The organism is Klebsiella sp. BIGb0399 (assembly GCF_003752615.1).
Taxonomy (GTDB): Bacteria; Pseudomonadota; Gammaproteobacteria; order Enterobacterales; family Enterobacteriaceae; genus Klebsiella; species Klebsiella lignicola.
This window is the reverse complement of record NZ_RKHT01000005.1, coordinates 1,542,879-1,566,923: the sequence shown is the minus strand read 5'-3', so window position 1 is coordinate 1,566,923 and position 24,045 is coordinate 1,542,879. Positions and strand designations below refer to the sequence as shown.

The 24,045-nt window shown below is 53.3% G+C and carries 25 protein-coding genes and 3 tRNA genes; 21 read left to right on the top strand and 7 right to left on the bottom strand.

The window, feature by feature from the left end; all coding sequences use genetic code 11:
* Positions 1–80 precede the first annotated feature (80 nt).
* On the bottom strand, positions 81–1,145 hold the full coding sequence (locus EDF82_RS07805; RefSeq protein ID WP_123754960.1) for a porin: 1,065 nt from the start codon (positions 1,143–1,145) through the stop codon (positions 81–83).
* Positions 1,146–1,739: 594 nt separating this feature from the next.
* Between EDF82_RS07805 and drpB the strand changes: the two genes are divergently transcribed.
* From drpB to EDF82_RS07785, 4 genes are read left to right on the top strand one after another with little or no spacing between them, the layout of a single operon-like run.
* A complete protein-coding gene (gene drpB / locus EDF82_RS07800; RefSeq protein WP_123754959.1) occupies positions 1,740–2,021 on the top strand; it encodes a cell division protein DrpB in 282 nt (93 codons plus the stop codon).
* A 41-nt stretch (positions 2,022–2,062) separates the two neighbouring features.
* On the top strand, positions 2,063–2,758 hold the full coding sequence (locus tag EDF82_RS07795) for a phosphohydrolase (protein ID WP_123754958.1): 696 nt from the start codon (positions 2,063–2,065) through the stop codon (positions 2,756–2,758).
* Positions 2,759–2,814: 56 nt separating this feature from the next.
* Positions 2,815–4,248 carry a DNA cytosine methyltransferase gene (locus EDF82_RS07790; RefSeq protein WP_123755509.1) on the top strand — a complete coding sequence of 478 codons (1,434 nt, stop codon included), beginning with the start codon at positions 2,815–2,817 and terminating at the stop codon, positions 4,246–4,248.
* The gene (locus EDF82_RS07785) at positions 4,226–4,723 is read left to right on the top strand and encodes a very short patch repair endonuclease (protein WP_123754957.1); all 498 of its coding nucleotides are present in this window, start codon (positions 4,226–4,228) and stop codon (positions 4,721–4,723) included. The genes EDF82_RS07790 and EDF82_RS07785 overlap by 23 nt, the downstream gene beginning before the upstream one ends.
* Here EDF82_RS07785 and yedA read toward each other — a convergent pair.
* Positions 4,698–5,609, bottom strand: a complete 912-nt coding sequence (gene yedA, locus EDF82_RS07780) for a drug/metabolite exporter YedA (RefSeq protein ID WP_123754956.1) — start codon at positions 5,607–5,609, stop codon at positions 4,698–4,700. The genes EDF82_RS07785 and yedA overlap by 26 nt on opposite strands.
* A gap of 243 nt (positions 5,610–5,852) precedes the next feature.
* Here yedA and EDF82_RS07775 point away from each other — a divergent pair, with 243 nt between their 5' ends.
* From EDF82_RS07775 to dgcQ, 3 genes are all read left to right on the top strand, one after another.
* Positions 5,853–6,764, top strand: coding sequence for a DUF808 domain-containing protein (locus tag EDF82_RS07775; RefSeq protein WP_123754955.1), 912 nt, complete (start codon positions 5,853–5,855; stop codon positions 6,762–6,764).
* Between the two features lie 110 nt (positions 6,765–6,874).
* A complete protein-coding gene (locus EDF82_RS07770; protein WP_123754954.1) occupies positions 6,875–7,054 on the top strand; it encodes a YodC family protein in 180 nt (59 codons plus the stop codon).
* Positions 7,055–7,163: 109 nt separating this feature from the next.
* On the top strand, positions 7,164–8,837 hold the full coding sequence (gene dgcQ / locus EDF82_RS07765; RefSeq protein ID WP_123754953.1) for a cellulose biosynthesis regulator diguanylate cyclase DgcQ: 1,674 nt from the start codon (positions 7,164–7,166) through the stop codon (positions 8,835–8,837).
* Positions 8,838–9,155: 318 nt separating this feature from the next.
* Here dgcQ and yodD read toward each other — a convergent pair whose 3' ends face one another.
* Positions 9,156–9,377, bottom strand: coding sequence for a YodD family peroxide/acid resistance protein (gene yodD, locus EDF82_RS07760; protein WP_148060391.1), 222 nt, complete (start codon positions 9,375–9,377; stop codon positions 9,156–9,158).
* 183 nt (positions 9,378–9,560) lie between these two features.
* Here yodD and dsrB point away from each other — a divergent pair, with 183 nt between their 5' ends.
* Entirely contained in the window at positions 9,561–9,749 is a 189-nt protein-coding gene (gene dsrB / locus EDF82_RS07755; RefSeq protein WP_123754951.1) for a protein DsrB, read from the top strand.
* Positions 9,750–9,815: 66 nt separating this feature from the next.
* Here dsrB and rcsA read toward each other — a convergent pair whose 3' ends face one another.
* Entirely contained in the window at positions 9,816–10,451 is a 636-nt protein-coding gene (rcsA, locus tag EDF82_RS07750) for a transcriptional regulator RcsA (protein WP_123754950.1), read from the bottom strand.
* Between the two features lie 401 nt (positions 10,452–10,852).
* Between rcsA and yedD the strand changes: the two genes are divergently transcribed.
* On the top strand, positions 10,853–11,293 hold the full coding sequence (gene yedD, locus EDF82_RS07745; protein WP_174508003.1) for a lipoprotein YedD: 441 nt from the start codon (positions 10,853–10,855) through the stop codon (positions 11,291–11,293).
* Positions 11,294–11,339: 46 nt separating this feature from the next.
* Here the strand turns inward: yedD and amyA are convergent, their stop codons facing one another.
* Positions 11,340–12,827: an alpha-amylase gene (gene amyA / locus EDF82_RS07740; protein ID WP_123754948.1), complete on the bottom strand. Its 1,488-nt coding sequence runs from the start codon at positions 12,825–12,827 to the stop codon at positions 11,340–11,342.
* Positions 12,828–13,025: 198 nt separating this feature from the next.
* On the opposite strand from amyA, the gene tcyJ reads away from it, so the two are divergent.
* The 5 genes from tcyJ to sdiA all read left to right on the top strand — a co-directional run bounded on the left by tcyJ (position 13,026) and on the right by sdiA (position 17,536).
* On the top strand, positions 13,026–13,826 hold the full coding sequence (gene tcyJ, locus EDF82_RS07735) for a cystine ABC transporter substrate-binding protein (protein WP_123754947.1): 801 nt from the start codon (positions 13,026–13,028) through the stop codon (positions 13,824–13,826).
* A gap of 94 nt (positions 13,827–13,920) precedes the next feature.
* Positions 13,921–14,907 (top strand): D-cysteine desulfhydrase, encoded by a 987-nt coding sequence (gene dcyD, locus EDF82_RS07730; protein WP_123754946.1) that lies wholly within the window; start codon positions 13,921–13,923, stop codon positions 14,905–14,907.
* A gap of 15 nt (positions 14,908–14,922) precedes the next feature.
* A complete protein-coding gene (gene tcyL / locus EDF82_RS07725) occupies positions 14,923–15,591 on the top strand; it encodes a cystine ABC transporter permease (RefSeq protein ID WP_123754945.1) in 669 nt (222 codons plus the stop codon).
* The gene (tcyN, locus tag EDF82_RS07720; RefSeq protein ID WP_123754944.1) at positions 15,588–16,340 is read left to right on the top strand and encodes an L-cystine ABC transporter ATP-binding protein TcyN; all 753 of its coding nucleotides are present in this window, start codon (positions 15,588–15,590) and stop codon (positions 16,338–16,340) included. Before tcyL ends, tcyN begins: the two co-directional genes overlap by 4 nt.
* Positions 16,341–16,813: 473 nt before the next feature.
* On the top strand, positions 16,814–17,536 hold the full coding sequence (sdiA, locus tag EDF82_RS07715) for a transcriptional regulator SdiA (RefSeq protein WP_123754943.1): 723 nt from the start codon (positions 16,814–16,816) through the stop codon (positions 17,534–17,536).
* A gap of 69 nt (positions 17,537–17,605) precedes the next feature.
* Here sdiA and EDF82_RS07710 read toward each other — a convergent pair whose 3' ends face one another.
* Positions 17,606–17,830 carry a DUF2594 family protein gene (locus EDF82_RS07710; protein WP_004864152.1) on the bottom strand — a complete coding sequence of 75 codons (225 nt, stop codon included), beginning with the start codon at positions 17,828–17,830 and terminating at the stop codon, positions 17,606–17,608.
* A gap of 464 nt (positions 17,831–18,294) precedes the next feature.
* Between EDF82_RS07710 and uvrY the strand changes: the two genes are divergently transcribed.
* The 7 genes from uvrY (at position 18,295) to EDF82_RS07675 (ending at position 22,762) form a co-directional block, all read left to right on the top strand.
* Positions 18,295–18,951, top strand: a complete 657-nt coding sequence (gene uvrY, locus EDF82_RS07705; protein WP_123754942.1) for a UvrY/SirA/GacA family response regulator transcription factor — start codon at positions 18,295–18,297, stop codon at positions 18,949–18,951.
* Positions 18,948–20,780, top strand: coding sequence for an excinuclease ABC subunit UvrC (gene uvrC / locus EDF82_RS07700; RefSeq protein ID WP_123754941.1), 1,833 nt, complete (start codon positions 18,948–18,950; stop codon positions 20,778–20,780). Before uvrY ends, uvrC begins: the two co-directional genes overlap by 4 nt.
* Before the next feature lie 57 nt (positions 20,781–20,837).
* A complete protein-coding gene (gene pgsA / locus EDF82_RS07695) occupies positions 20,838–21,386 on the top strand; it encodes a CDP-diacylglycerol--glycerol-3-phosphate 3-phosphatidyltransferase (RefSeq protein ID WP_123754940.1) in 549 nt (182 codons plus the stop codon).
* 151 nt (positions 21,387–21,537) lie between these two features.
* Positions 21,538–21,613, top strand: a tRNA-Gly gene (locus tag EDF82_RS07690).
* 39 nt (positions 21,614–21,652) lie between these two features.
* Positions 21,653–21,726, top strand: a tRNA-Cys gene (locus EDF82_RS07685).
* 13 nt (positions 21,727–21,739) lie between these two features.
* A tRNA-Leu gene (locus EDF82_RS07680) sits at positions 21,740–21,825 on the top strand.
* Between the two features lie 268 nt (positions 21,826–22,093).
* Positions 22,094–22,762 carry a YecA family protein gene (locus tag EDF82_RS07675; RefSeq protein ID WP_123755508.1) on the top strand — a complete coding sequence of 223 codons (669 nt, stop codon included), beginning with the start codon at positions 22,094–22,096 and terminating at the stop codon, positions 22,760–22,762.
* Between the two features lie 25 nt (positions 22,763–22,787).
* Here EDF82_RS07675 and tyrP read toward each other — a convergent pair whose 3' ends face one another.
* Positions 22,788–23,999 (bottom strand): tyrosine transporter TyrP, encoded by a 1,212-nt coding sequence (tyrP, locus tag EDF82_RS07670; RefSeq protein ID WP_123754939.1) that lies wholly within the window; start codon positions 23,997–23,999, stop codon positions 22,788–22,790.
* Between the last annotated feature and the right edge of the window lie 46 nt (positions 24,000–24,045).

Sequence of the window (24,045 nt, the reverse complement as noted above, 5' to 3'; positions counted from 1 at the left end):
TATGAGGTGGCGAAAGGGGAGAGGCTGCACAACGAAAAAGCCCGCACATTCGCGGGCTTAAAGTAGGGGTTATCGCAGCATCAGAACTGATAGACGATACCGACAGCAAACTGATCGTCAGTGGCGGCGCCAGTGTAGTCGTGGTCTCTTTCGTCAAGCAGGTTAAATTTGTAAGCGGTATAGACGTTGAAGTTTTTGTTGAAGTAGTACCAGGTACCCAGTTCAACATAGTTCTTCATATCGGCATTCCTGCCATTGTTGTTCCCGAGGTCCTTACCTCTGGTGTAAACATAGCCAAGGGAAGGGCGCAGACCGAAATCGAACTGATACTGAACAACGGCTTCAATGCCCTGCGCTTCATTGGCGACGATGCCATTTGCCATCGGGGTCATATTATGGGATTCAGCATACATTACCGCGGTATAGAGGCTGTTGGCGTCATATTTCGCCGCAACGCTCCAGATTTCTGCCGATTCGCCTTTACGATCCCTTACTTGCTCGTGGGTACGGTCTGAGTTGCCGTAAGCGGCAGCAAAACCAAACCCGTCGATGCTGTAGTCAACAGACAGGCTATAGCCGTCACCGTTAGACTTTGAGGTGCTGTTATTTTTGCCTTGATACTGCAGGCCGAAATTCAGGCCATCAACCTGGCCGAAAAAGTCGCTGTTACGGTAGGTCGCGACACCGACAGTACGGCTGGTCATAAAGTTGTCGGTATGAACCAGACCATCGCCACCCCATTCAACGAACATGTCGGTATAGCCTAAGGCATCGTAAATCAGGCCATAGTTGCGACCATAATCAAATGAACCAAAGTCGGCGTATTTCAGACCCGCGAAGGCCAGACGGGTTGCGGTTCCCTGTTCGCCTTCTTGTTTATTGGCTTTGAGGTTGTATTCAAACTGACCATAGCCGGTCAGTTCGTTGTTGATCTGCGTTTCACCTTTTACGCCAAAACGCGCGTAAGAGGTGTCCTCAGAGTTATGATTACTATCATCATCATCGGTATTGGTGATAATGTGTTCACCTACCATTTTTCCGTAAAAATCCAGTTTGTTTCCGTCTTTATTATATATTTCCGCTGCATTAACGCTGCCAGCGATTAATAAAGCGGGTACCAGAATTGCCAGAGCTTTTCTTTTCATTATAAATTCCCTTTGTATTATCATTAACGTGAATAAAACAATGTCATGCAGAAAACAATTTAATACTATCGATAAGGTTCAATTTTATTTAAGTCTAAAATGTAAGTAATTTATTTCAAATATTACAAAATGTTTCATTTTGAATGTTTATATTTTGTGTGTATGAGTCTTGGTTTGATTATTTTTGATATTTATTGGTTTTATAGCAATGGCTTATGATTGCATTGCTCGGATGTGCGTTGTGGTGATTAAATGCGCTTTATTTATTGTTTTAAGGTGAGGTATTACTGTTGTTTATTTGATGCGAAGGATGTGAATTCATATGTGAAATATTTCCTGCGTCAGCGTTAAACGCGGCGCGGAAATAATATGTTCACTTCCTGCAGCCTGTTTTTTACAGCCCCTGATATTGCGATGCTGTTTGCATCCCTTCAGAAAGAGGTGACGTATTGCCGCTCATCCCTTGAGAAAAGGCGCTTTCTGGTCGCAGAAGATGCTGTTGCATCACCTTTTTCACAGTATAATGTGACGCGCGTCACCTTTTTGGCGTGCGCTGATGTTTCGTCTTCACATTCAGTAAAAGGAGAACGGGTAATGGAAGGGAAAGCGAAACGGGGCCCAGGTGGGAAGCTTGCACTGTGGGTTTTTTATGCCTTTTGCGGTTACTTTATCTGGGCAATGCTGCGTTACTGGTGGGTTGTCGGCAGGATTCAAAGTTCACCCGGCACGGCGATCGATGGTGACCTGGGATCAACCACCGGTAAGTGGATCGGTGCTTTGCTGGGATTCCTCGTGCTCAGCCTCGTAGGGGCCGTCCTGGGAGCTATCGCCTGGTATACCCGACCTGGCGCCAGGACCTATGAATATCGTGAATAAAGTTGCTATGCTCAGCGCAGACCTTTTTCTGAGGATTCCGCATGGCATTGCTTGACTGGCAGCAACGATTTGAAAACTGGCTAACCGGGCACCATTCGCAGGGCGACTCCGCCCACGATATTTCGCACTTCCGACGTGTCTGGGGAACCGCGCAACGACTGGCCGAAGCACGCCAGGTTGACCCTCTTGTTATTCTGACCGCCTGTTATTTCCATGACATTATCAGTCTGGCGAAAAACCACCCCGAACGTAGCCGTTCTTCGGTGATGGCGGCAGAGAAAACGCTGGAGATCCTCCAGACGTCGTTTCCTGACTTTCCGAAGGAACGCTACGCTGCCGTGTACCATGCCATTGAAGCGCACAGTTTCAGTGCCGCAATTCCTACACGTAGTGAAGAGGCCAAAATTGTCCAGGATGCCGACCGGCTGGAGGCCTTAGGCGCCATTGGGCTGGCCCGCGTCTTCGCCGTTTCCGGCGCATTAAATAACATCTTGTTTGATGCCGACGATCCCTTCGCGGACAGACGTGAGCTGAATGACAAAAAATATGCGCTGGACCATTTTCAGTGCAAGCTGCTGCGTCTGCCTGAAACCATGCAAACAGAGAAGGGCAAAGAGATGGCGCGGCACAACGCGCGTTTTCTCGTGCAGTTTATGGCTAAACTCAGCGCCGAGCTTCAGGGGGACCCGCTGTCGGTGGATGACGCGGTTTTAAGACGCTTTGACCCACAGGCCTGAAACTGGCCGCGCTATTTGTGGTAATCTCTGCAAAAATGTCCGGGTTGGTTGAGGTTATGCCGCAAAATTTATCTAAGGAAGAGAGCCTCGCCGTGCCTCTCGAACATTCCGGGGAGGCCGCGCAGGCGCTGTTACGCCGACTGATGGCTGTCTATGATGTCAAAACGCTGGTGGCGCATCTGCTGGCCGTCGGCGACAGGCACTGGAGCCCGGCAATCTTAAAACGCGTTGCGACGGTTGAGCGAGCGGCCGGTCGGATAACCGCGAAAGAGTACGCACATCTGTCGACGATGCTGCCGTCGCCGCCGGCCCACCATCCTGACTATGCCTTTCGTTTCGTCGATCTCTTTGCCGGGATTGGCGGTATCCGTAGCGGCTTTGAGTCCATCCGCGGGCAGTGTGTTTTCACCAGCGAGTGGAACAAACATGCGGTACGGACCTACAAAGCCAACTGGTATTGCGATCCGCAGCAGCATCGTTTCAATGACGATATTCGCGATATCACGCAGAGCCATCGGCTGGACGTCAGTGACGATGACGCCGCGCAGCATATTCGCGACGTTATTCCGCAACACGACGTCTTGCTGGCGGGGTTTCCCTGCCAGCCCTTCTCACTGGCCGGCGTCTCGAAAAAAAACGCCCTCGGTCGAGCCCACGGATTCGCCTGTGAAACCCAGGGGACGCTGTTTTTTGATGTCGTCAGAATCATTGCCGCCCGCAAGCCGCCGATTTTTGTCCTCGAGAACGTCAAAAACCTGAAAAGCCACGATCAAGGGCGGACCTTCCGTATCATCATGCAGACGCTGGATGAGCTGGGCTATGCCGTCTCCGATGCCGGGCACAGCGGCCCGGACGATCCGAAGGTGATCGATGGTCGCCATTTCTTGCCTCAGCATCGCGAACGAATTGTGCTGGTTGGTTTTCGCCGTGATCTGCAGCTGCACGATGGATTCACCCTTCGCGATATCGCCACTCAGTATCCTTCGGCGCGCCCGACCTTTGGCGAGCTGCTGGAGCCCACGGTCGATGCCAAATTTATCCTGACGCCGGTGCTCTGGAAGTATCTCTATAACTATGCGCGTAAGCATCAGGCGCTGGGCAACGGGTTTGGCTACGGCTTAGTCGACCCGCAAAACCCGCACAGCGTGGCGCGGACGCTGTCTGCCCGTTACTACAAAGATGGCGCCGAGATTCTGGTCGATCGTGGCTGGGACCGCGCGTTGGGTGAAAAGCATTTCGACGATCCGCAAAACCAGCAGCGTCGCCCCCGTCGCTTAACCCCGCGGGAGTGTGCACGCTTGATGGGGTTTGAAATGCCTCAGGGGTATCGCTTCCGCATTCCTGTTTCCGATACCCAGGCCTATCGCCAGTTTGGTAACTCGGTAGTGGTGCCGGTGTTTGCCGCGGTGGCGAAACTGCTGGCGCCGCGCATTGCCCGCGCTGTGGCGCTGCGCAACGCTGAGGAAGATGACGCTGGACGTTCACGATAAAGCCACGCGTAGCAAAAATATGCGCGCCATCGGCCAGCGCGATACGGCGATTGAAAAGCGGCTTGCGGCGCTACTCGCGCAGGCCGGGTTTACCTTTACCGTGCAGGATGCCGCGTTGCCCGGTCGCCCGGATTTTGTAGTCGAAGCGTATCGCTGCGTGATATTTACCCACGGCTGTTTCTGGCATCACCATGACTGCTATCTGTTTAAAGTACCGGCAACGCGTACGGAATTCTGGCTGGATAAAATTGGCAAGAACGTCGCGCGGGATCACCGTGATATGGCGCTGTTGCAGGCGCAAGGATGGCGGGTGCTGATCGTCTGGGAGTGCGCATTGCGCGGGCGGCGTAAGTTGAGCGGTGAGGCGTTGATTGAACGCCTCGAGGAGTGGATCTGCGGTGGCGGGTGCCACGCGCAGATCGATACTCACGGCATTACCGGCCAGGGGCCTACTTCGGCGCCTCACAAGGCGTGACTTCACGTTTGGCGGGTAACAGGTATTTCCCCAGCGTGACCAGCACCACGGCAAAAATAATGATCCCCAGCGCCAGCCACTCCACCGGCGACAGATTTTCCCCGGCAAAACCGGTTCCCAGCAGGACCGCCACCACCGGGTTAACGTAGGCGTAACTGGTCGCCACGGCAGGGGTGACGTTGCGAATTAAGTACATATAGGCATTGATGGCGATAAGCGAGCCAAAAATCGCCAGATAGGCCACGGCTAAAATTCCGGACCACGATGGCATTTGAGTCAGGGTTTCACCTGACAGCCATGAGGCGATTGCCAGCACCAGCCCGGCGGCAAGCATTTCAATGGCGCCAGCCATCATGCCCGTCGGCAGCTCAATGCGTGATCCGTAAACGGAGCCGAACGCCCAGCTCATCGAGCCAATCAGGATCAGCAGGGCGCCCCACGGGTTGCCGCTCAGATTGCCGCCGCTATTAAGCAGAATGATGCCCGCCAGACCGATCGCGATCCCCAGCCACTCAATCTTGCGGGTGGCGATACCAAAGAAATGGCTAAAGCAGAGGGTGAAAAGCGGCACGGTCGCGACCATCACCGCCGCGATACCTGAAGGTACATGCTGGTGTTCGGCCAGGGTCACAAAACCATTGCCCACTGCCAGCAGCAGAATGCCGATCGCGGCGGCATTGAGTAGCGGTTTGAGCGGGGGAAGCTTGTGGCCCGTTGCCAGCAGGTAGGCGAGCAGCACCGCACCGGCAGAGAGGAAACGGATGCTGGCCATCATCAGCGGAGGCCAACTGGCGACGCCAATGGCAATGGCAAAGTAGGTAGATCCCCAAATAATATAAAGCGCAAACAGCGCCCCGATGAGCGGCAAAAGCTGGCGGGTAGACATACGTCCTCACGGCGGTACTGAGAAAGAAAGGAGGCATATAGTAAACGTGAAAACTATCGTGCTGGCGAGAAGTTTAATTGTAGGTAAGTTGTTAAATTTATATTGACTATTTTACCCTCTGGGCGAAAAAGCACTTTTCACTCATACTCTATGCTGACAAGGCATCTCATCGTGGCGGCTGCAGATTGAATGACAGCCAAAGGGATGACGTTGTTCACTATCAATAAATGAAGGAATGTAATTTTGGCAGGAAGTAGTCTTTTAACGCTGTTGGATGATATTGCCACCTTGCTTGACGATATCTCGGTGATGGGAAAACTCGCGGCGAAGAAAACCGCCGGGGTGCTGGGCGACGATCTCTCCCTCAATGCTCAGCAGGTGAGCGGTGTGCGAGCCAACCGCGAATTACCCGTTGTCTGGGGAGTGGCAAAAGGTTCGTTCCTGAACAAAATCATCCTGGTGCCGCTGGCATTATTGATCAGCGCCTTTATTCCGTGGGCGATCACGCCGTTACTGATGTTGGGCGGCGCATTCCTGTGCTACGAAGGGGTCGAGAAAGTGCTGCACAGCCTGCAGTCACGTAAACACAAAGAAGACCCGCAGGCCCGCCAGCAGCGTCTGGAAGCATTGGCCGAACAGGATCCGCTGGCGTTTGAACGCGATAAAGTAAAAGGGGCAATACGCACCGACTTTATCCTGTCCGCGGAAATTGTAGCGATTACGCTTGGGATTGTGGCTGACGCGCCGCTGTTAAACCAGATTTTGATTCTGTCAGGGATTGCCATTCTGGTGACCGTGGGTGTATATGGCCTGGTGGGCGTTATCGTGAAGCTGGACGATATGGGCTACTGGCTGGTGGAAAAAAGCAGCGCGGCGGCGCAGTGGGTCGGCAAAGGCCTGCTGGCGGTTGCTCCGCGACTGATGAAGCTGCTCTCTGTCGTCGGTACACTGGCGATGTTTTTGGTCGGCGGCGGGATTATTGTGCATGGTATTGCGCCGTTACATCATGCGATTGAGCAACTGGCGCATGGCCAGTCCGGGATTATCGCGTCGCTGCTGCCTACGGGGGTCAACCTGGTACTTGGCTTTATCGTCGGTGGAGTGGTGCTGGCGGGCGTGAAGATGATTTCCGGGCTGCGTACCGCGTCGCAGTAAGCGTAAAACAGCGTTACAAAACAGATCGCAGTAATATCGTCTGGCGATTATGCAAAAATGCCCGGCATCGTCTATGGTGAAACTGTTTCTCCCAGATGACGGACTAAAAAATGGTATTATTGGTCAGTGATGAAGTGCGGCGAAAGAACGGAGGGCCACGGATGGTGGTGACGGGCTTCGCCAATGGAATGGTCGAGTGTCGTTGGTATGACGGCTATGGCGTAAAGCGCGAGGCATTCCGTGAAGATGAGTTAGTGCGCGGGGAAGGCAGGCAGCATCACGTGACCTGAACCGCACATAGCGCCCGGCATACGTCGGGCGTTTTACTGTTTTATTCCTGAAGCGACCGACAAGGAGCGTTGATGACGTTGCTGTCCCTGATTGTACTGCGAGAGAACGATGGATAAACCGCTGTGGGTAAGCAAACTTCTCCGCGTTTCGAACCCGGGACATGTGGTCAACTATTGTTTTGTCATCGTGTTGTTCTTCTCTACGCTGTTGATCTGGCGCGAAGTGATGGTTCTGGAAGGGGCCTACGTCACTAATCAGCGCAACAACCTCGAAAACGTCAGCCACGAAATGGACAGCCTGCTGCAGTTCAATATCGATCGGATCGTTTTCTTTCGCAACGGCATGCAATCAGCACTGGAAACGCCGTTAGATTTCGAAATTTTGCGCAATGCTGAGCAAGAGTATATGGCCAAACGGCATCTGCCTATCTGGTCTGTGGCGTTGCATAACCGCCGTACGTTGCCCATCTATGGTGTTTCCGACGCCTTTGTCGAAAGTGAAAGTACCTTATCCCGCAACGATACTCAGACCGGCAATGAGATGATGGCCGCGCTGGAGCTGGGGTATCTCCTGCGGCTGGCCAACACCAACCGCGGCTTTAAAGATCGTATGCTCTACATCTCACGCAGCGGCTTTTTCACCACCACTGAAACGCCTAAAAGCCTGGCGCTGGCGCAAGAGTGGTACAGCAAGGCCATCGTCGCCCCGTGGTTCACCCGGCAATCGCTGCGCAATAACCCAGGCCGCGGTGTCGTCTGGCAAACCGTGCTGGATGAGGATACGCAAACCGACAATCCGGTGGTGACCGCCTCGATTCCCCTTGATTTCGAGCACGACTGGCTCGGCGTGCTGTCGATGGATTTTTCAGTACGCGAAATGAAAGCGTTCCTCGTCAGAGCAATCAAAGGCGGGCAGGAAGGGGAGTATCAGTTGTATGACGGCAAGATGAACCTGATTGTCTCCTCGGACGAAGGAAATGTGCTGGCGCAGCTCTCACCGCGTGAGCAGGCGATGCTGAGCTACGCTTTTTTGCATGATAACCGGGGCGGTATCCGGTTATTAACGCGCTATATCAGTTGGCAAAAACTCAACAACTTTGATGGCGTGCTGCTGCGTATTCATACCCTGCAGGAAGGGGTACGCGGCGATTTCGGTACCATTACCATCGCGCTGACCCTGATGTGGCTGCTTTTCACGTTGATGCTGATCATCTCCTGGCTGGTGATCCTGCGGATGGTACGCAATATGAGCGTACTGCAGAAGTCACTGGAGTGGCAGGCCTGGCATGACGCGTTAACCCGGCTGTTAAACCGTGGCGCCTTGTTCGACCGGGCCATCGCCGCGGCGAAAACGTGCGAGCAGTCGAAACTGGCGATCTCGGTCATCCAGCTCGATCTCGATTTCTTCAAGAAGGTGAATGATCTCCACGGGCATCAGGCCGGTGACCGCGTCCTGTCGCTGGTGGCCAGTACCATTGCGGGCAACATCCGTGAAGGTGACCTGGCCGGGCGCGTCGGTGGCGAAGAGTTTTGTATCGTGATGCCGGGGACCACGTCACAGGTCGCAAGGGCCGTCGCTGAACGCATTCGTCTGCGCATATACAGCCGTGAAATTCTTCTGTGCAACGATACCAGCCTGAGGATCAGCGCCTCACTGGGCGTCAGTAGCAGCGACGAAACGGGAGTGTACAATTTTGAAACCCTGCAGTCAGTGGCTGACAACCGGTTGTATCTGGCAAAGCAAAACGGCCGAAATCAGGTCTGTTTTGCCGAAACGCTCTGAAAATGCGCATTGCGTCGTGCCGGGTTTGGTGGCGTAGCTGAATTGAAATAAGGATTTTCTTAAAAAGATTTCGCAGGGAAAAGGTGGGTAAGAAAAGACGATGCCGCCGAAGCCTTATGCCATCAGCCCTTGCGTAAAAAGATGACAAGGTGATGTCAGTGCTCAATAATTTTCCTCATGAATAGGGCTTGTCATGCAAAATAATTGAGGATAATGTTTCCCACGCAACGGATATCCCGGTGTAACGAATTTCAAGTGCTTCTTGCATTAGCAAGTTTCATCCCGACTCCTGCGAGTCGGGATTTTTTTCACCTGTGCTTAGCGGTTGACCTCAGTGGCGCTAAAGTCATGAATATCGAGCTCAAATGCTTCCGCTAACTCACGCCAGGTGTGATCGCTGCGACCATTAATGCTGACATGATAGGGGTCGTCCCGCGTGCGCTGTACTTCACTCTCGCTGATCTCATTAATCGCCGCCAGCAGGGCATCAACATTTACCCCACTACTCCCTGCATACTCATCATCTTTGGCGGTTTTCATCATGGTTACCTCGCATGGCTGTGATCTTGCCTCTTTAAGTATAGGCATAAAATCCTGCTGTGCAGGGAGAGGCGCGAAAGCCTGTGACTACGGAGGTGCAGATAAAAACGCCAGTCGCCGTGTGAGGCGCTGCGTAGTGGGCCATTTTGTTCTACACTGGCTCAAAAATAGAGGAGATATGCTATGCAGGTGAACGATCGTGTCACGGTGAAGACCGACGGTGGCCCACGTCGATCGGGCGTTGTTCTGGCAATAGAGTCGTTTAATGAAGGGACCATGTATCTGGTATCGCTGGAAGACTATCCGTTAGGGATTTGGTTTTTCAACGAGATAGGGCATGCCGACGGCATCTTTGTTGAGATGGATGACTAGCCCGGGAAACCAAAAACTGGCGGTGACTGCCGCCAGCTATTTCACAGTTATTTCACTATCCTGGCCTTAATGTCGGTCTCCACGAGAGGGGGTATACAGTCCCGTGGTAATGTTTTCTGCCAACCGGACGATGTGATAAATCACCTGTTTATTATGCGTCTGGATTTTCCTCTTAATATTTCCCTTATGTGAGGAGACCGTCTTGGCCTTAATGTTCATCTGTGTCGATATTTGCTCTGTGCCATAACCGGCCATCCACATTTGCAGCATATTCGATTCAGTAGGACTTAACGATAGTGTGGGTATATTTATCCGCGCGGCGTTGTAATTATCGTATTTCAAACGATTACCCAGAATTTCATCAAGGTCTTTTGGGGTGATTGATTTGGAGCACACCAGTAAATTTTTGCGCACCAGCAGATAGCGATCAAAGTGAATATTTGCCAGTGACATGAAGATAACAAATAGCGTCCCGGGGTGCTCGGTAATGACCTGACGGATAAGCTGGTTGCTCTCCGCTTTATGAATAAAGCAATCCTCATTGAGGAATGCCACCGCTGGAGAGGTTTGATCACAGAGTTTTGCCAGTCCAGTTACGCTATGTTCTTCAGCGATGTCGCGTCGTTTTATCCCCCTGCTTGTCAGATACCCGAATAATCCCAGCCGGGTAAAGCTACACAAATCCATGATAATCGTTGACATGACCCATCCTCATTCAACACGTAACGATAATTTATCCCTCGCCGACAAGCGCGATGAAATCCATTTACCTGGTAATAAATCCGGTTCAGCGTTGGAACCATCAGATAGTCTAAACTATTTCTCAATATCTCTCATAATTTGCCTGGAATATTCTCAAAGTAAAGTCAGCCCGCGGTTATGTGAGGGAATTAACGGCAATACTCTCAATTCCAGGTATATCTGTCATACGCCGAATGTTGTATTTTGAGAATTTCCTTATGTTAATTGCGCAAATAATGATCGTTATATTGCCGCTATTTCGGCCAGGTGATGCTCTCTACCTGGTCAATGTCGGCCCGCTACAGGGGTGGCGGGCTTAACGCTTTAATGCCACAATACTTTTTTATCGGTTTTTGGGATGAATGATGAAAAAGTTAGTGATTGCTGGTGCGCTGTTGACTCTGGCGGGATGTGTCCAGGTTGATAATTACAACGACGTGGTCAAAGCGCCAGCGCCTGCCGGGCTGGAAGGTTACTGGCAATCAAAAGGCCCGCAGAGTGAAATGATGAGCCCGGATGCCATCGCCAGCCTGATTGTGACCAAAAATGGCGATACCCTCGATTGCCGTCAATGGCAGCGAGTAATTGCGACGCCGGGTAAATTGATGCAGCGTGATGCCCAGACCTATAACGTCACCTCCGGGCTGGATATCTACCCGATCGAACGTTCGGGGAATACGCTGCAATACGACCGCATGACCCTGGTGCGCGTCGATCGCTTAACGACTGAGTGTGAGCAGGCGTGGAAAAAAGCCACGGCGGCACGCACTGCGGCGCAAACAGCGACCCCGAGCGGGCACTAAAAAACCGGCGGGCTGGTACGGTCTTCAGCCCGCACGTTATTCACGTCTATAACACCTCTTCCATCACCCAGACGCTGACGCTACCGCCGTTGCAGATAAACGTGCCGCAGCCGTTTTCGTCGGTTTCAATCACCTCCTGGCGGTTACCGAGGAAATCTTTCCAGCGTTTGTTGCCATAATTTTCGCCCAGCTCCAGCAACTTTTCACCGTCATCGCCGTTCGATAGCACCACCACGCAACCCGGATCGTCTTCGGTACCGCTGCGGCTAAATGCAATGCAGTTCGGATGATCGAACCACAGGGTCTGGACTCCGTGGGCAAAGCGTTGACGGGCATCAATCAGCTCGTGCAGCTGTTCGATAACCGGCATCTCGATGCGATACGTTTGCCCGTCTCCGCCGGTATCTTCATAGATGGCGCCGAACAGGTCGGCGTAAAACACTGAGGGCACGCCGTTCTCACGCAGCAGGATCAACGCATAGGCCAGCGGCTTAAACCACGGCTCTACCGGTGCCTCAAGCGCCTGCAGCGGCTGGGTATCATGATTGGTCACCAGAGTGATGGCATGAAACGGGTCGGCTTCGACCAGCGTGCCGCTGAAAATCTGGCTCATATCGTAGTCGCGCCCCTGGCGGGAAGCTTCGTGAAACTTCATCTGTAGCGGGGCGTCAAACAGCATTGTTTTGCCGTCCACCATCGCGATGTACTGCTGGAGCTTATCGACTTCGTGCGACCAGTATTCGGCGACGATAAACAGCGGGGTGGTGGCCACCTCCTGGATGTGTTCGATCCACGCTTTGTAAAACCACGCGGGAATGTGCTTCACCGCATCGAGACGAAAACCATCGCAGCCGGTTTCTGCCATCACCCAGCGGGCCCAGTATTTCAGCTCTTCGGCGACCGCATGGTTACGAAAGTCGATATTCTCGCCCATCAGGTAATCAAAATTACCCATTTCGTCATCGACCTGGTCGCTCCAGCCTTCGGCGGTATAGTCGTTGACGATTTTAAAAACGCCGTCCTCATCGGGATTTTCAATGTGATCGACACCGCTAAAACAGGTGTAATCCCAGATGAACTGCGAATATTTCCCGCCCCGGACAGGGAAGGTGTAGCGCGTCCAGGCCTCACATTCGACAACGTCATCAGCAATCTGGGTACGATCCTGTTCGTCCACGCGCTGTACCCGGATCTGCTGTTTCTCATCCGCCCCCATTTTGTGGTTGAGCACCACATCAAGCAGTACGGCGATATCATGCTGTCGCAGCGCCGCGATGGCGGCCAGCAGCTGGGCTTTATCGCCATATTTGGTCGCCACGGATCCTTTTTGGTCGAACTCACCCAGATCGAACAGATCGTAACTGTCATAGCCGACGGAGTAGCCGCCAGAGGCGCCTTTATAGGCCGGCGGCAGCCAAATCATGTTAATACCAATCTCGTTGAGGTTCGGTGCCAGGGCTTCGACCTCGCGCCACAGCTCACCGCCGGTGGGGTAATACCAGTGAAAGCACTGCAACAACGTGGGGTTTTTCATCTTCCGTGCTCCAGACGTCATCAAGCTGACCTTTGCAGTATGAGATATCTCCAGCAAATCCGATGAATTTTCGCGAGTTTTCGCTATGTCCTAAATGGCAACGGTTATAATAATTCGGAATAAGATGTAGCGTATAGGTGTTGGTGCGTGCTGCTAAACGCCTTACACTACAGGAAAATATCACTGTTAGGGGTATCTATGAAATTAGCACTTCTGGGTCGTCAGGCGCTGATGGGCGCCATGGCCGTAGTCTTGATGGCAGGCGTCAGCAGCAAAACTTTCGCGGCAGAAAATCTGCTGGGGCAGATAAAAGATCGCGGTACGCTGCGTGTTGGCCTGGAAGGGACCTATCCGCCATTCAGCTATCAGGGCGACGACGGTAAACTGACCGGGTTCGAAGTTGAATTTGCCAATGAGCTGGCAAAACATCTCGGGGTGAAGGCTGACCTGAAACCGACCAAATGGGACGGTATGCTGGCTTCCCTCGATTCTAAACGTATCGATGTGGTCATTAACCAGGTGACGATTTCCGACCAGCGTAAGAAAAAGTATGACTTCTCTACCCCGTATACCGTCTCCGGTATTCAGGCGCTGGTGAAAAAGGGCAACGAAGGCATTATCAAAACCGCGGCTGACCTGAAAGGTAAAAAAGTCGGCGTTGGTCTGGGCACTAACTATGAAGAGTGGCTGCGCCAGAACGTGCAGGGCGTAGATATTCGTACTTATGATGATGACCCGACGAAATACCAGGATCTGCGCGTAGGACGTATCGATGCGATTCTGGTTGACCGCCTGGCGGCGCTGGATCTGGTGAAGAAAACCGGCAACACCCTCGCGGTCACCGGCGAGGCGTTCTCCCGTCAGGAATCTGGCGTGGCGCTGCGTAAAGGCAATGAAGACCTGCTGAAAGCGGTTGATGGCGCGATTGCAGAGATGCAGAAAGATGGCAGCCTGAAAGCGCTGTCGGAAAAATGGTTTGGCGCTGACGTGACACAATAACGGTCAGTGGTGAAAAAAGGCGCTTCTGATAGCGCCTTTTTTTATTTCGTCCGCCAGTACGTGCATAATAAAGATAACTGAGTCTGGAGGTACCATGTCACTGCAAAATTTAACGCGCTTCCCGCGCCTGGAACTGATCGGCGCACCGACGCCGCTGGAATATCTGCCGCGCTTGTCAGACCATCTGGGGCGCGAAATTTTTATCAAACGTGACGACGTAACCCCGCTCGCCATGGGGGGTAACAAACTGCGTAAGCTGGAGTTTCTGGCGGCAGATGCGCTGCGTGAAGGCGCCGATACGCTAATCACCGCTGGTGCGATTCAGTCGAACCACGTGCGTCAAACCGCCGCGGTGGCAGCGAAGCTGGGCCTGCACTGTGTGGCGTTGCTGGAAAACCCAATCGGCACCCGCGCGGAGAACTATCTGACCAACGGCAACCGTCTGCTGCTGGATCTGTTTAACACCCAGGTCGAGATGTGCGATGCGCTAACCGATCCGAATGCGCAACTGGAAGAGTTAGCGACCCGCATCGAAGCACAGGGCTATCGCCCGTATGTGATCCCGGTGGGGGGCTCTAATGCGCTTGGGGCGTTGGGGTATGTGGAAAGCGCGCTGGAAATTGCTCAGCAGTGCGAAGGGGCCGTCGAGATCTCATCCGTGGTCGTTGCCTCCGGCAGCGCGGGGACTCATGCCGGTCTTGCGGTAGGCCTCGAACAACTGATGCCCGACGCCGAGCTGATTGGGGTAACGGTGTCCCGCAAGGTCGCGGACCAGTTGCCGAAAGTGGTCGCGCTGCAGCAGGCGGTGGCCAACAGCCTTGAGCTACAGGCCAAAGCGGGCATTCAGCTCTGGGACGACTATTTCGCCCCTGGTTACGGCACGCCGAATGATGAAGGTATGGAAGCCGTGCGGCTGCTGGCGCAGCTGGAAGGTATTCTGTTGGATCCTGTTTATACCGGCAAAGCGATGGCAGGCCTGATTGATGGGATTAATCAGAAACGCTTTAAGGATGAAGGACCCATCTTATTTATTCACACTGGCGGAGCGCCGGCGTTGTTCGCCTATCATCCCCATATCTAAAGCAGAACATACAGAATGCAAGAGAGTATCCAACTGGTTATCGATTCCGCGCCGTTTCTGTTAAAGGGCGCGGTATTTACTTTACAGCTCAGTATCGGCGGCATGATTTTTGGCCTGATACTCGGCTTTATCCTCGCGTTAATGCGCATGTCGACGCTGTGGCCGGTGAAATGGCTGGCGAGGATGTATATCTCTATTTTTCGCGGCACCCCGCTGATCGCGCAGCTGTTTATGATCTACTACGGTCTGCCGCAGTTTGGTATTGAGCTGGATCCGATCCCGGCCGCGATGATTGGCCTGTCGCTGAATACCGCGGCCTACGCGGCAGAAACGCTGCGTGCGGCGATCGCCTCTATCGACAAAGGGCAGTGGGAAGCCGCGGCCAGTATCGGCATGACTCCGTGGCAAACGCTGCGTCGGGCCATTTTGCCGCAGGCCGCGCGGGTGGCCCTGCCGCCGCTCTCCAACAGTTTTATCAGCCTGGTGAAGGATACTTCGCTGGCGGCGACCATTCAGGTACCTGAGCTGTTCCGTCAGGCGCAGCTGATTACCTCGCGTACGCTGGAAGTGTTCACCATGTATCTTGCCGCATCGCTGATTTACTGGGTGATGGCGACGGTATTGTCTTCGCTGCAAAACTACTTTGAAAACCAGCTCAACCGCCAGGAGCGTGATCCAAAATGAGTGCCATTGACGTCAAAAACCTGGTGAAAAAATTCCATGGCCAGACGGTGCTGCACGGTATTGACCTCAATGTGCAGGAAGGGGAAGTGGTGGCCATTATTGGCCCCAGCGGTTCCGGTAAAACGACGTTGCTGCGCAGCATTAACCTGCTGGAACAGCCGGAAAGCGGAACCATTCGCGTGGGGGATGTCACAATTGATACCGCGCGCAGCCTCAGCCAGCAGAAAGGGCTGATTCGCCGCTTACGTCAGCATGTCGGTTTTGTGTTCCAGAACTTCAATCTGTTTCCACACCGCACGGTGCTGGAGAACATCATCGAAGGGCCGGTTATCGTCAAAGGTGAGGATAAAAACGAATCGATTGAACGTGCCCGGGACCTGCTGGCCAAAGTCGGGCTGACGGGTAAAGAAAACAGCTACCCGCGTCGTCTCTCCGGCGGACAGCAGCAGCGCGTAGCGATTGCCCGTGCGCTGGCGATGCGCCCGGACGTGATCCTCTTCGATGAACCGACCTCCGCGCTGGATCCGGAGCTGGTGGGTGAGGTGTTGAACACTATCCGCCAGCTGGCACAGGAGAAGCGCACGATGGTCATCGTGACCCATGAAATGAGCTTCGCCCGTGATGTGGCCGACCGCGCCATCTTTATGGACCAGGGGCGCATCATCGAGCAGGGCCCGGCAAAAGCGCTGTTTGCCAATCCTCAGCAGCCGCGTACCCGTCAGTTCCTTGAAAAATTCCTGATGCAGTAATCATCACCAGCCTGGAATCAGCCTTGACCGGCGGCGGCAATGCCGCTGGCCATCTCTGTATCCGACTCTCTGTTGCCCGCACCTGCCTGGCTAATCCTCAGGGCATCCAGCAAATCAATTAAGCACCGCTTACCAATTGGCGATTTTACCTCCGCACTGGCGAACCGATCCGCAAGACGTCCGCACCGAACCTGGCCCGCGAGGCTGCGGCAACATCGGTGACGGTAAAGCAGGAGGGCGACGCGCCGGAGGTTTCAGGGACGGTGCGGCGACTAAAGGCGTGCCGGCGTCGGGAATATATCGTCGATTGTGAAGGCGGAGGCGACATACTCTTCTCCTGTAACTGCTGGATTATCTCGCTAACGATCTAATAAGTGCGATGTATACGATATTTTATACATAGAAATAAGATTTATGTGTTAGTTTTCTGTATTTCTAATAATGATTATTACTTAGGGGTTATTTGCTCGGTTATGAGGGACAATGATTTTTTCAGCTGGCGGCGGGAAATGCTGCAACAATTCCAGTCATTCTCGTGTGGAGAAGAGGTTTATAATCTCCTGCAGCAACAAACTGAAGGCCTGGAATATGACTATTTTGCGCTATGCGTACGTCATCCCGTGCCTTTTACACGGCCGAGAATTACGCTGCAATCAACCTACCCACAGGCGTGGATGTCGCACTACCAGGCTGAGAATTTCTTCGCGATTGACCCGGTTCTGCGCGCTGAGAATTTCCTGCGTGGTCACCTGCCGTGGAACGACAGCCTCTTTCGGGAAACGCCGGAGTTGTGGAACGGCGCGCGCGATCACGGTTTGTTGAAAGGGGTTACGCAGTGTCTGACTTTGCCGAATCACGCCCAGGGATTCCTGTCTGTTTCAGGCCAGCAGCGTGGTGCAGGACCGTATCCTGACGATGAACAAGAGATGCGCCTGAGGATGCTGATCGAACTCAGTCTGCTGACGCTATTACGTCTGGAAGATGCGATGGTGATGCCGCCGGAAATGAAGTTTAGTCGGCGTGAACTGGAAATATTGAAATGGACCGCGGAAGGGAAAACATCCGCAGAAGTGGCGATTATTCTCTCGATCTCGGAAAACACCGTTAATTTTCATCAAAAGAATATGCAGCGCAAATTCAACGCACCAAATAAAACACAAATCGCCTGCTATGCAGTGGCGACTGGTTTAATTTGAGCCCGTAGGATGTTCTGCGTGTCAGACGTGGGGGACCGGCTGTCAGTGAGACTCACAGCCGGTTTGTTTTTACTGGCGGTAAGCTTGTTTAATTTGCTTAACGGTGCTGGAGAATACGGCAGCCTGAGCCTCGTCTTCCATCTGCGTGATCTGTTTTTCCATTTTAATAATCACACGACCAGCATCGGCCTGGCCCATTGCCTGGAGCATCAGCGTCAGCAGCGTTTTCAGGCAGGTCACTTCCTGTGCCAGTTCTTGATTATTTTCTGCAGTGGAAAAATCTGGAGTGCTCATCGATATCCTCGTTTGCTATCGGCGCATTTGCGCAATACTTACTGTTAAGGCGGCGCAGTATACCACAAGCGGCGGAAAAAAAAGGAGTGGGTAATATCTGTTCTCTCATCAGAGCTGTTAGCGCATTTAATTGACTGAATAATACGTATTCTTTCGCAAAAAAAGCCTTAATTACTACGTAAGGCTTTTTCACCGTTAATTATTGTTACATATTTTACATCCTATTTTTCAGATGCCTCAGACGTGACCTGACCGTCGTTTTTGTAGGGCAAATGTTAAAATTGAAGCGTAATACAACTTACTGTTATGTATAAGTTTCCAGTCGCTGTGCAAACAAATTGACAGACCAGGTTAAGAAACTTTCTGTCGGGCATTCTTTTGGCTTTTAAAGTGGCGATAAAACCCGGTAATATGTATGCGATAAGTTTTCTGTCGCGTTGTCCCTAATTCTGGAGATTATTCCTTTGATCAACGTCCTTCTTGTTGATGACCACGAGCTAGTGCGCGCAGGGATACGACGCATTCTGGAAGATATAAAAGGGATTAAGGTTGTCGGTGAAGCGAGTTGCGGCGAGGATGCCGTAAAATGGTGCCGCGCCAACTCCGTGGATGTTGTCCTGATGGACATGAACATGCCGGGGATTGGTGGTCTCGAAGCCACGCGTAAAATTGCGCGTTCCATCGTGGATACCAAAGTCATTATGCTCACCGTGCATACTGAAAATCCGCTGCCAGCGAAAGTGATGCAGGCTGGTGCTGCAGGCTACCTCAGCAAAGGTGCTGCGCCACAGGAAGTGGTGAATGCCATTCGTTGTGTCGCCTCCGGTCAGCGCTATATCGCATCTGATATCGCACAGCAAATGGCACTTAGTCAGATTGAGCCGGAAAAAACGGAATCACCGTTTGCCAGTTTGTCTGAACGTGAATTGCAGATTATGCTGATGATCACTAAAGGTCAGAAGGTGAATGAGATTTCAGAGCAGCTAAATCTGAGTCCTAAAACCGTCAACAGCTATCGTTATCGGATGTTCAGTAAATTAAACATCCATGGCGACGTCGAGCTGACCCACCTGGCAATTCGCCATGGCCTGTGCAATGCGGAGTCGTTAGCAAGTCAGTGAGTGATGTTTTTGACGCAAAAGCTTTCCTGAAGACGGTCACCAGCCAGCCGGGTGTCTACCGCATGTATGATGCTGGCGGCACCGTCATTTATGTTGGCAAAGCAAAAGATCTGAAAAAACGGCTGAGCAGCTATTTTCGGAGCAACCTGGCTTCGCGTAAAACCGAGGCATTGGTCGCGCTGATCGCGCAAATCGACGTCACCGTAACCCATACGGAAACGGAAGCCCTGCTGCTAGAGCACAACTACATTAAGCTCTATCAGCCGCGCTATAACGTGCTGCTGCGCGATGATAAATCCTATCCTTTTATATTCCTCAGTGGCGATACCCATCCTCGTCTGGCGATGCACCGTGGCGCGAAACACGCCCGGGGTGAATATTTCGGTCCTTTCCCGAATGGCTACGCGGTGCGTGAAACCCTTGCGCTGCTGCAAAAAATTTTCCCTGTCCGCCAGTGTGAGAACAGCGTCTACCGCAACCGGTCGCGTCCCTGTCTGCAGTATCAGATTGGCCGCTGCCTCGGCCCCTGCGTCGCAGGACTGGTCAGTGAAGAGGAGTACGCCCAGCAGGTTGACTATGTGCGGCTGTTCCTTGCGGGGAAAGACGATCAGGTACTCACGCAACTGATTGCCCGGATGGAAAAAGCCAGCCAGTCGCTGGCTTTTGAAGAAGCCGCGCGCATTCGCGATCAGATTCAGGCCGTGCGACGGGTCACCGAGAAACAGTTTGTCTCTAACACCGGTGACGACCTCGACGTTATCGGCGTCGCCTTTGAAGCCGGCATGGCCTGCGTCCACGTGCTGTTTATTCGCCAGGGCAAAGTGCTGGGCAGCCGGAGCTATTTTCCTAAGGTGCCCGGCGGGACCGAGCTTGGCGAAGTCGTGGAAACGTTTGTCGGGCAGTTTTACCTGCAAGGCAGCCAGATGCGGACCTTGCCAGGGGAGATTCTGCTCGACTTTGCGCTGGGCGATAAAACGCTGCTGGCAGATTCTCTCTCCGAACTGGCAGGGCGTCGGGTCAACGTTCAGACCAAACCGCGCGGCGATCGGGCCCGCTATCTGAAGCTGGCACGCACGAACGCCGCCACGGCGCTGACCACCAAACTGTCACAACAGTCGACGATCCATCAACGTCTGCAGGCGCTAGCCAGCGTGCTCAAGCTTCCGGAGGTGAAGCGCATGGAATGTTTTGATATCAGCCATACCATGGGAGAGCAGACGGTGGCCTCTTGCGTGGTGTTCGATAGCAACGGGCCGCTGCGTGCGGAGTATCGGCGCTACAATATCACCGGGATCACCCCGGGCGATGATTATGCCGCGATGAACCAGGTACTACGCCGGCGCTATGGCAAAGCGATAGAAGAGGGCAAGATCCCGGATGTTATCCTGATCGATGGCGGTAAAGGTCAGCTTGGACAGGCGAAGAGCGTGTTTGCTGAGCTGGAGGTGCCGTGGGACAAGCATCATCCTCTATTATTAGGTGTAGCAAAAGGTAGCGATCGTAAAGCCGGGCTGGAAACGCTATTCTTCGAACCAGAGGGGGAGGGCTTTAACCTGCCGCCTGATTCACCGGCGTTGCACGTCATTCAACATATTCGCGATGAATCGCACGACCACGCTATTGCCGGACACCGTAAAAAACGGGCAAAAGTGAAAAGCACCAGTTCGCTGGAGACGATCGAAGGCGTGGGACCAAAACGCCGCCAGATGCTACTGAAGTACATGGGGGGTCTGCAGGGGTTGCAGCAAGCAAGCGTTGAGGAAATTGCTAAAGTACCGGGTATATCTCACGGTCTGGCAGAAAAGATCTTCTACTCGTTGAAACATTAGGGGCTCTGTAGCAACATAGGGCTAATTTTTACTTCTAACAAATAGTTACCCGTTACTATGCAATTTAATATCCCTACATTGCTGACTCTGTTTCGCGTCGTCCTGATTCCGTTCTTCGTGCTGGCGTTTTATCTCCCCTTTGCCTGGGCGCCGTTTGCCTGCGCACTGATCTTTTTCGTGGCGGCAGTGACCGACTGGTTTGACGGTTTCCTGGCGCGTCGTTGGAATCAGAGTACGCGTTTCGGCGCTTTCCTCGATCCGGTTGCTGACAAAGTGATGGTGGCGATTGCGATGGTGCTGGTGGTTGAGCATTACCACACCTGGTGGGTGACCTTGCCGGCGGCCACGATGATCGCGCGGGAAATTATTATTTCTGCACTGCGTGAGTGGATGGCGGAACTGGGCAAACGCAGCAGCGTGGCCGTTTCCTGGATCGGCAAAGTGAAAACCACCGCGCAGATGACGGCATTGGTGTGGATGCTGTGGCGGCCAAATATGTGGGTAGAGTGGGCCGGTATTGGGCTGTTTCTGGTGGCGGCGGTGCTGACGCTGTGGTCTATGCTGCAGTATTTAAACGCTGCGCGCGGAGATTTGCTTGATCAGTGATCGTTTCGGCGTAATTTTCAGCAAACGACACAATGATTTAAAAAATATCGTTGACTCATTTCGCCAGGTAAGTAGAATGCATCGCATCGAACGGCAGCACAGCTTGCCAGACGATAACAAAATCAAGTGATTAGCAAATTAGCTTGATATTGCGGGAATAGCTCAGTTGGTAGAGCACGACCTTGCCAAGGTCGGGGTCGCGAGTTCGAGTCTCGTTTCCCGCTCCAGGTTTAAAACATCGGCAATTGCGGGTGTTCAGATTTAAAGGCGCGTTAGCAAAGCGGTTATGTAGCGGATTGCAAATCCGTCTAGTCCGGTTCGACTCCGGAACGCGCCTCCAATTTACATCCCGAGCCCGGATGGTGGAATCGGTAGACACAAGGGATTTAAAATCCCTCGGCCATAGGCTGTACGAGTTCAAGTCTCGTTCCGGGTACCATTGGGATAAAACGAATAAAATCAATGATAAGCAGTGTCGTGAAACCACCTACGGGTGGTTTTTTTGTTTTTGTCCTTTTCTCGCGGCTGCCCCACAAAACATGCGAGTGATGCTCCATTATCTGCGGCCCCGCGTTAGCAAACGACGTTAAAATAGCGCCAGCAGCATGAAAGGCATTTAATCACCCTGACTGAACCCGCTGCCGGGTAGTTTTCTCCCGGCATTTCCGCTACTGTATGCGCCATTTTCTACCATGACGAGCCTGTTGATGAAAACCGGACCCCTGAACGAAAGCGAACTTGAATGGCTGGACGATATCCTGTCGAAATACGCCACCGATGGCGCCATCCTTGATGTCTCAGAGCTTGACGGCCTGCTGACGGCCATTCTCTCCGGCCCGAAAGAGATTGAACCGGCGCAGTGGCTGCTGGCTATCTGGGGCGGCGCAGACAACGTGCCGCGCTGGGCAAACGACCGCGAGCGTGACCATTTTGTAAACCTCACTCTGCAGCATATGAGCGATATTGCCGAGCGCCTTGAAGAGTATCCTGACCAGTTCGAACCGCTGTTCGGTACTCGTGAAGAGGAAGGGCAGGAGCTGACCATCGTTGAGGAGTGGTGCTTCGGTTATATGCGCGGCGTGGGACTTGGTGACTGGTCTGCATTGCCAGAAGAGCAGCAGGCGGCGCTGGACAGCATTGCCCTGCACGGCACAGAAGCGCAGTTTACGGCGGTTGAAGGGCTCTCTGTCGATGAGTTTATTGCCAGCGTTGACAATATTACCCCGGCAGCGCTCTCTCTGTATCACTACTGGACAGAACATGCCGAGCCAGAAGTGGTGGCGCAGCCTATCAGAAATGAGGCAAAAATCGGGCGGAATGACCCGTGCCCGTGCGGCAGCGGTAAAAAATATAAGCAGTGCTGCTTAGCTAAATAAAAAAGGGGCCATCTGGCCCCTTTTTTTATCCCACCGCCGGGAGCAACCCCGCGACGATGCTGAACTGAATCGCGATCACCGCGACACCACAAAACAGCACTAACCACAGCGCCAGCCCGCCTCCGGCGACCCGCCAGGCGGCCTGCGGATGCTGCTGACGGCTCTTCATCACCAGCAGCGACGGCAGTATCAGCGCCAGCACCGCCAGCGCGACGCCGGCATAGCCTAACGCCATCACAAACCCACGCGGATAGAACAAGGCAAAGGCCAACGGCGGCAGGAAGGTCAATGCGCCGCTTTGCAGACGACCGGCGGGGGTGTTTTTACGCTGGAACAGATCCGCCAGGTAATCAAACAGACCGAGCGCCACGCCGAGGAATGACGTCGCCAGGGCCAGATCAGCAAACAGATGTACCGCCAGCTCGACGTGCGGCGAAGCAACCACTTCACGCACCGCTTCTAACAGCCCGTTCAGGCCGGCATTCTTCGCCAGCAGCGCCGTAAAGGCAGGGGAATCAATGCTGCCGAGCGTCGCCAGCTGCCAGAAAATATAGGCCACCAGCGGGATAAAACTACCGATGATAAAGACCCGGCGCAGCTTACGAATATCGCCGTTGAGATAGCTGACGATGCTCGGCACGCTGCCGTGAAAACCAAAAGAGGTGAAAATCACCGGTATCGCTGACAGCGCAAGGCCCTGCTGGAGCGGTAAGGTCAGCAGATTGATCTGGTGAATATGCGGTAACAGCAGCGCCAGCATAATGGCGAGGAAAATAATCTTGGCGCTGAACAGAAAGCGGTTAAACAGATCGACCAACGAGGTGCCAAGGCAGACAATCGCGCCACCCACGGCGGTAAACAGCAGTACGCCACCCGCCGGAGGAAGCGTCCAGCCCAGCCATTGGTTGAGGCTGGATGCCAGCAGCTCGCCCGCGCCGCTAATATAGGCAGCGGTGAGCGCATACATCAGGAACAACATGCACAGACCGGTCACCCACTGACCGTAACGACCGAGATAACGCGCGGCCAGCGACCCGAGCCCCATATCTGCCGGTACGTGCTGATAGACTTCCAGCAGCAGCAACGCGGTGTAACACATCAACGCCCACAGCGCGATCAGCAGGCAGAATGTGACCCCAAAACCCACGCCCGCTGAAGCCAGCGGCATTGCCAACATCCCTGCGCCGATGGTGGTTCCGGCGACGATTAAAATACTACCAAGAGTGCGGTTCTTCACGTTTTTCTCTATCCATGAAGGAATAAGCAATAAAATATGTCGCGCA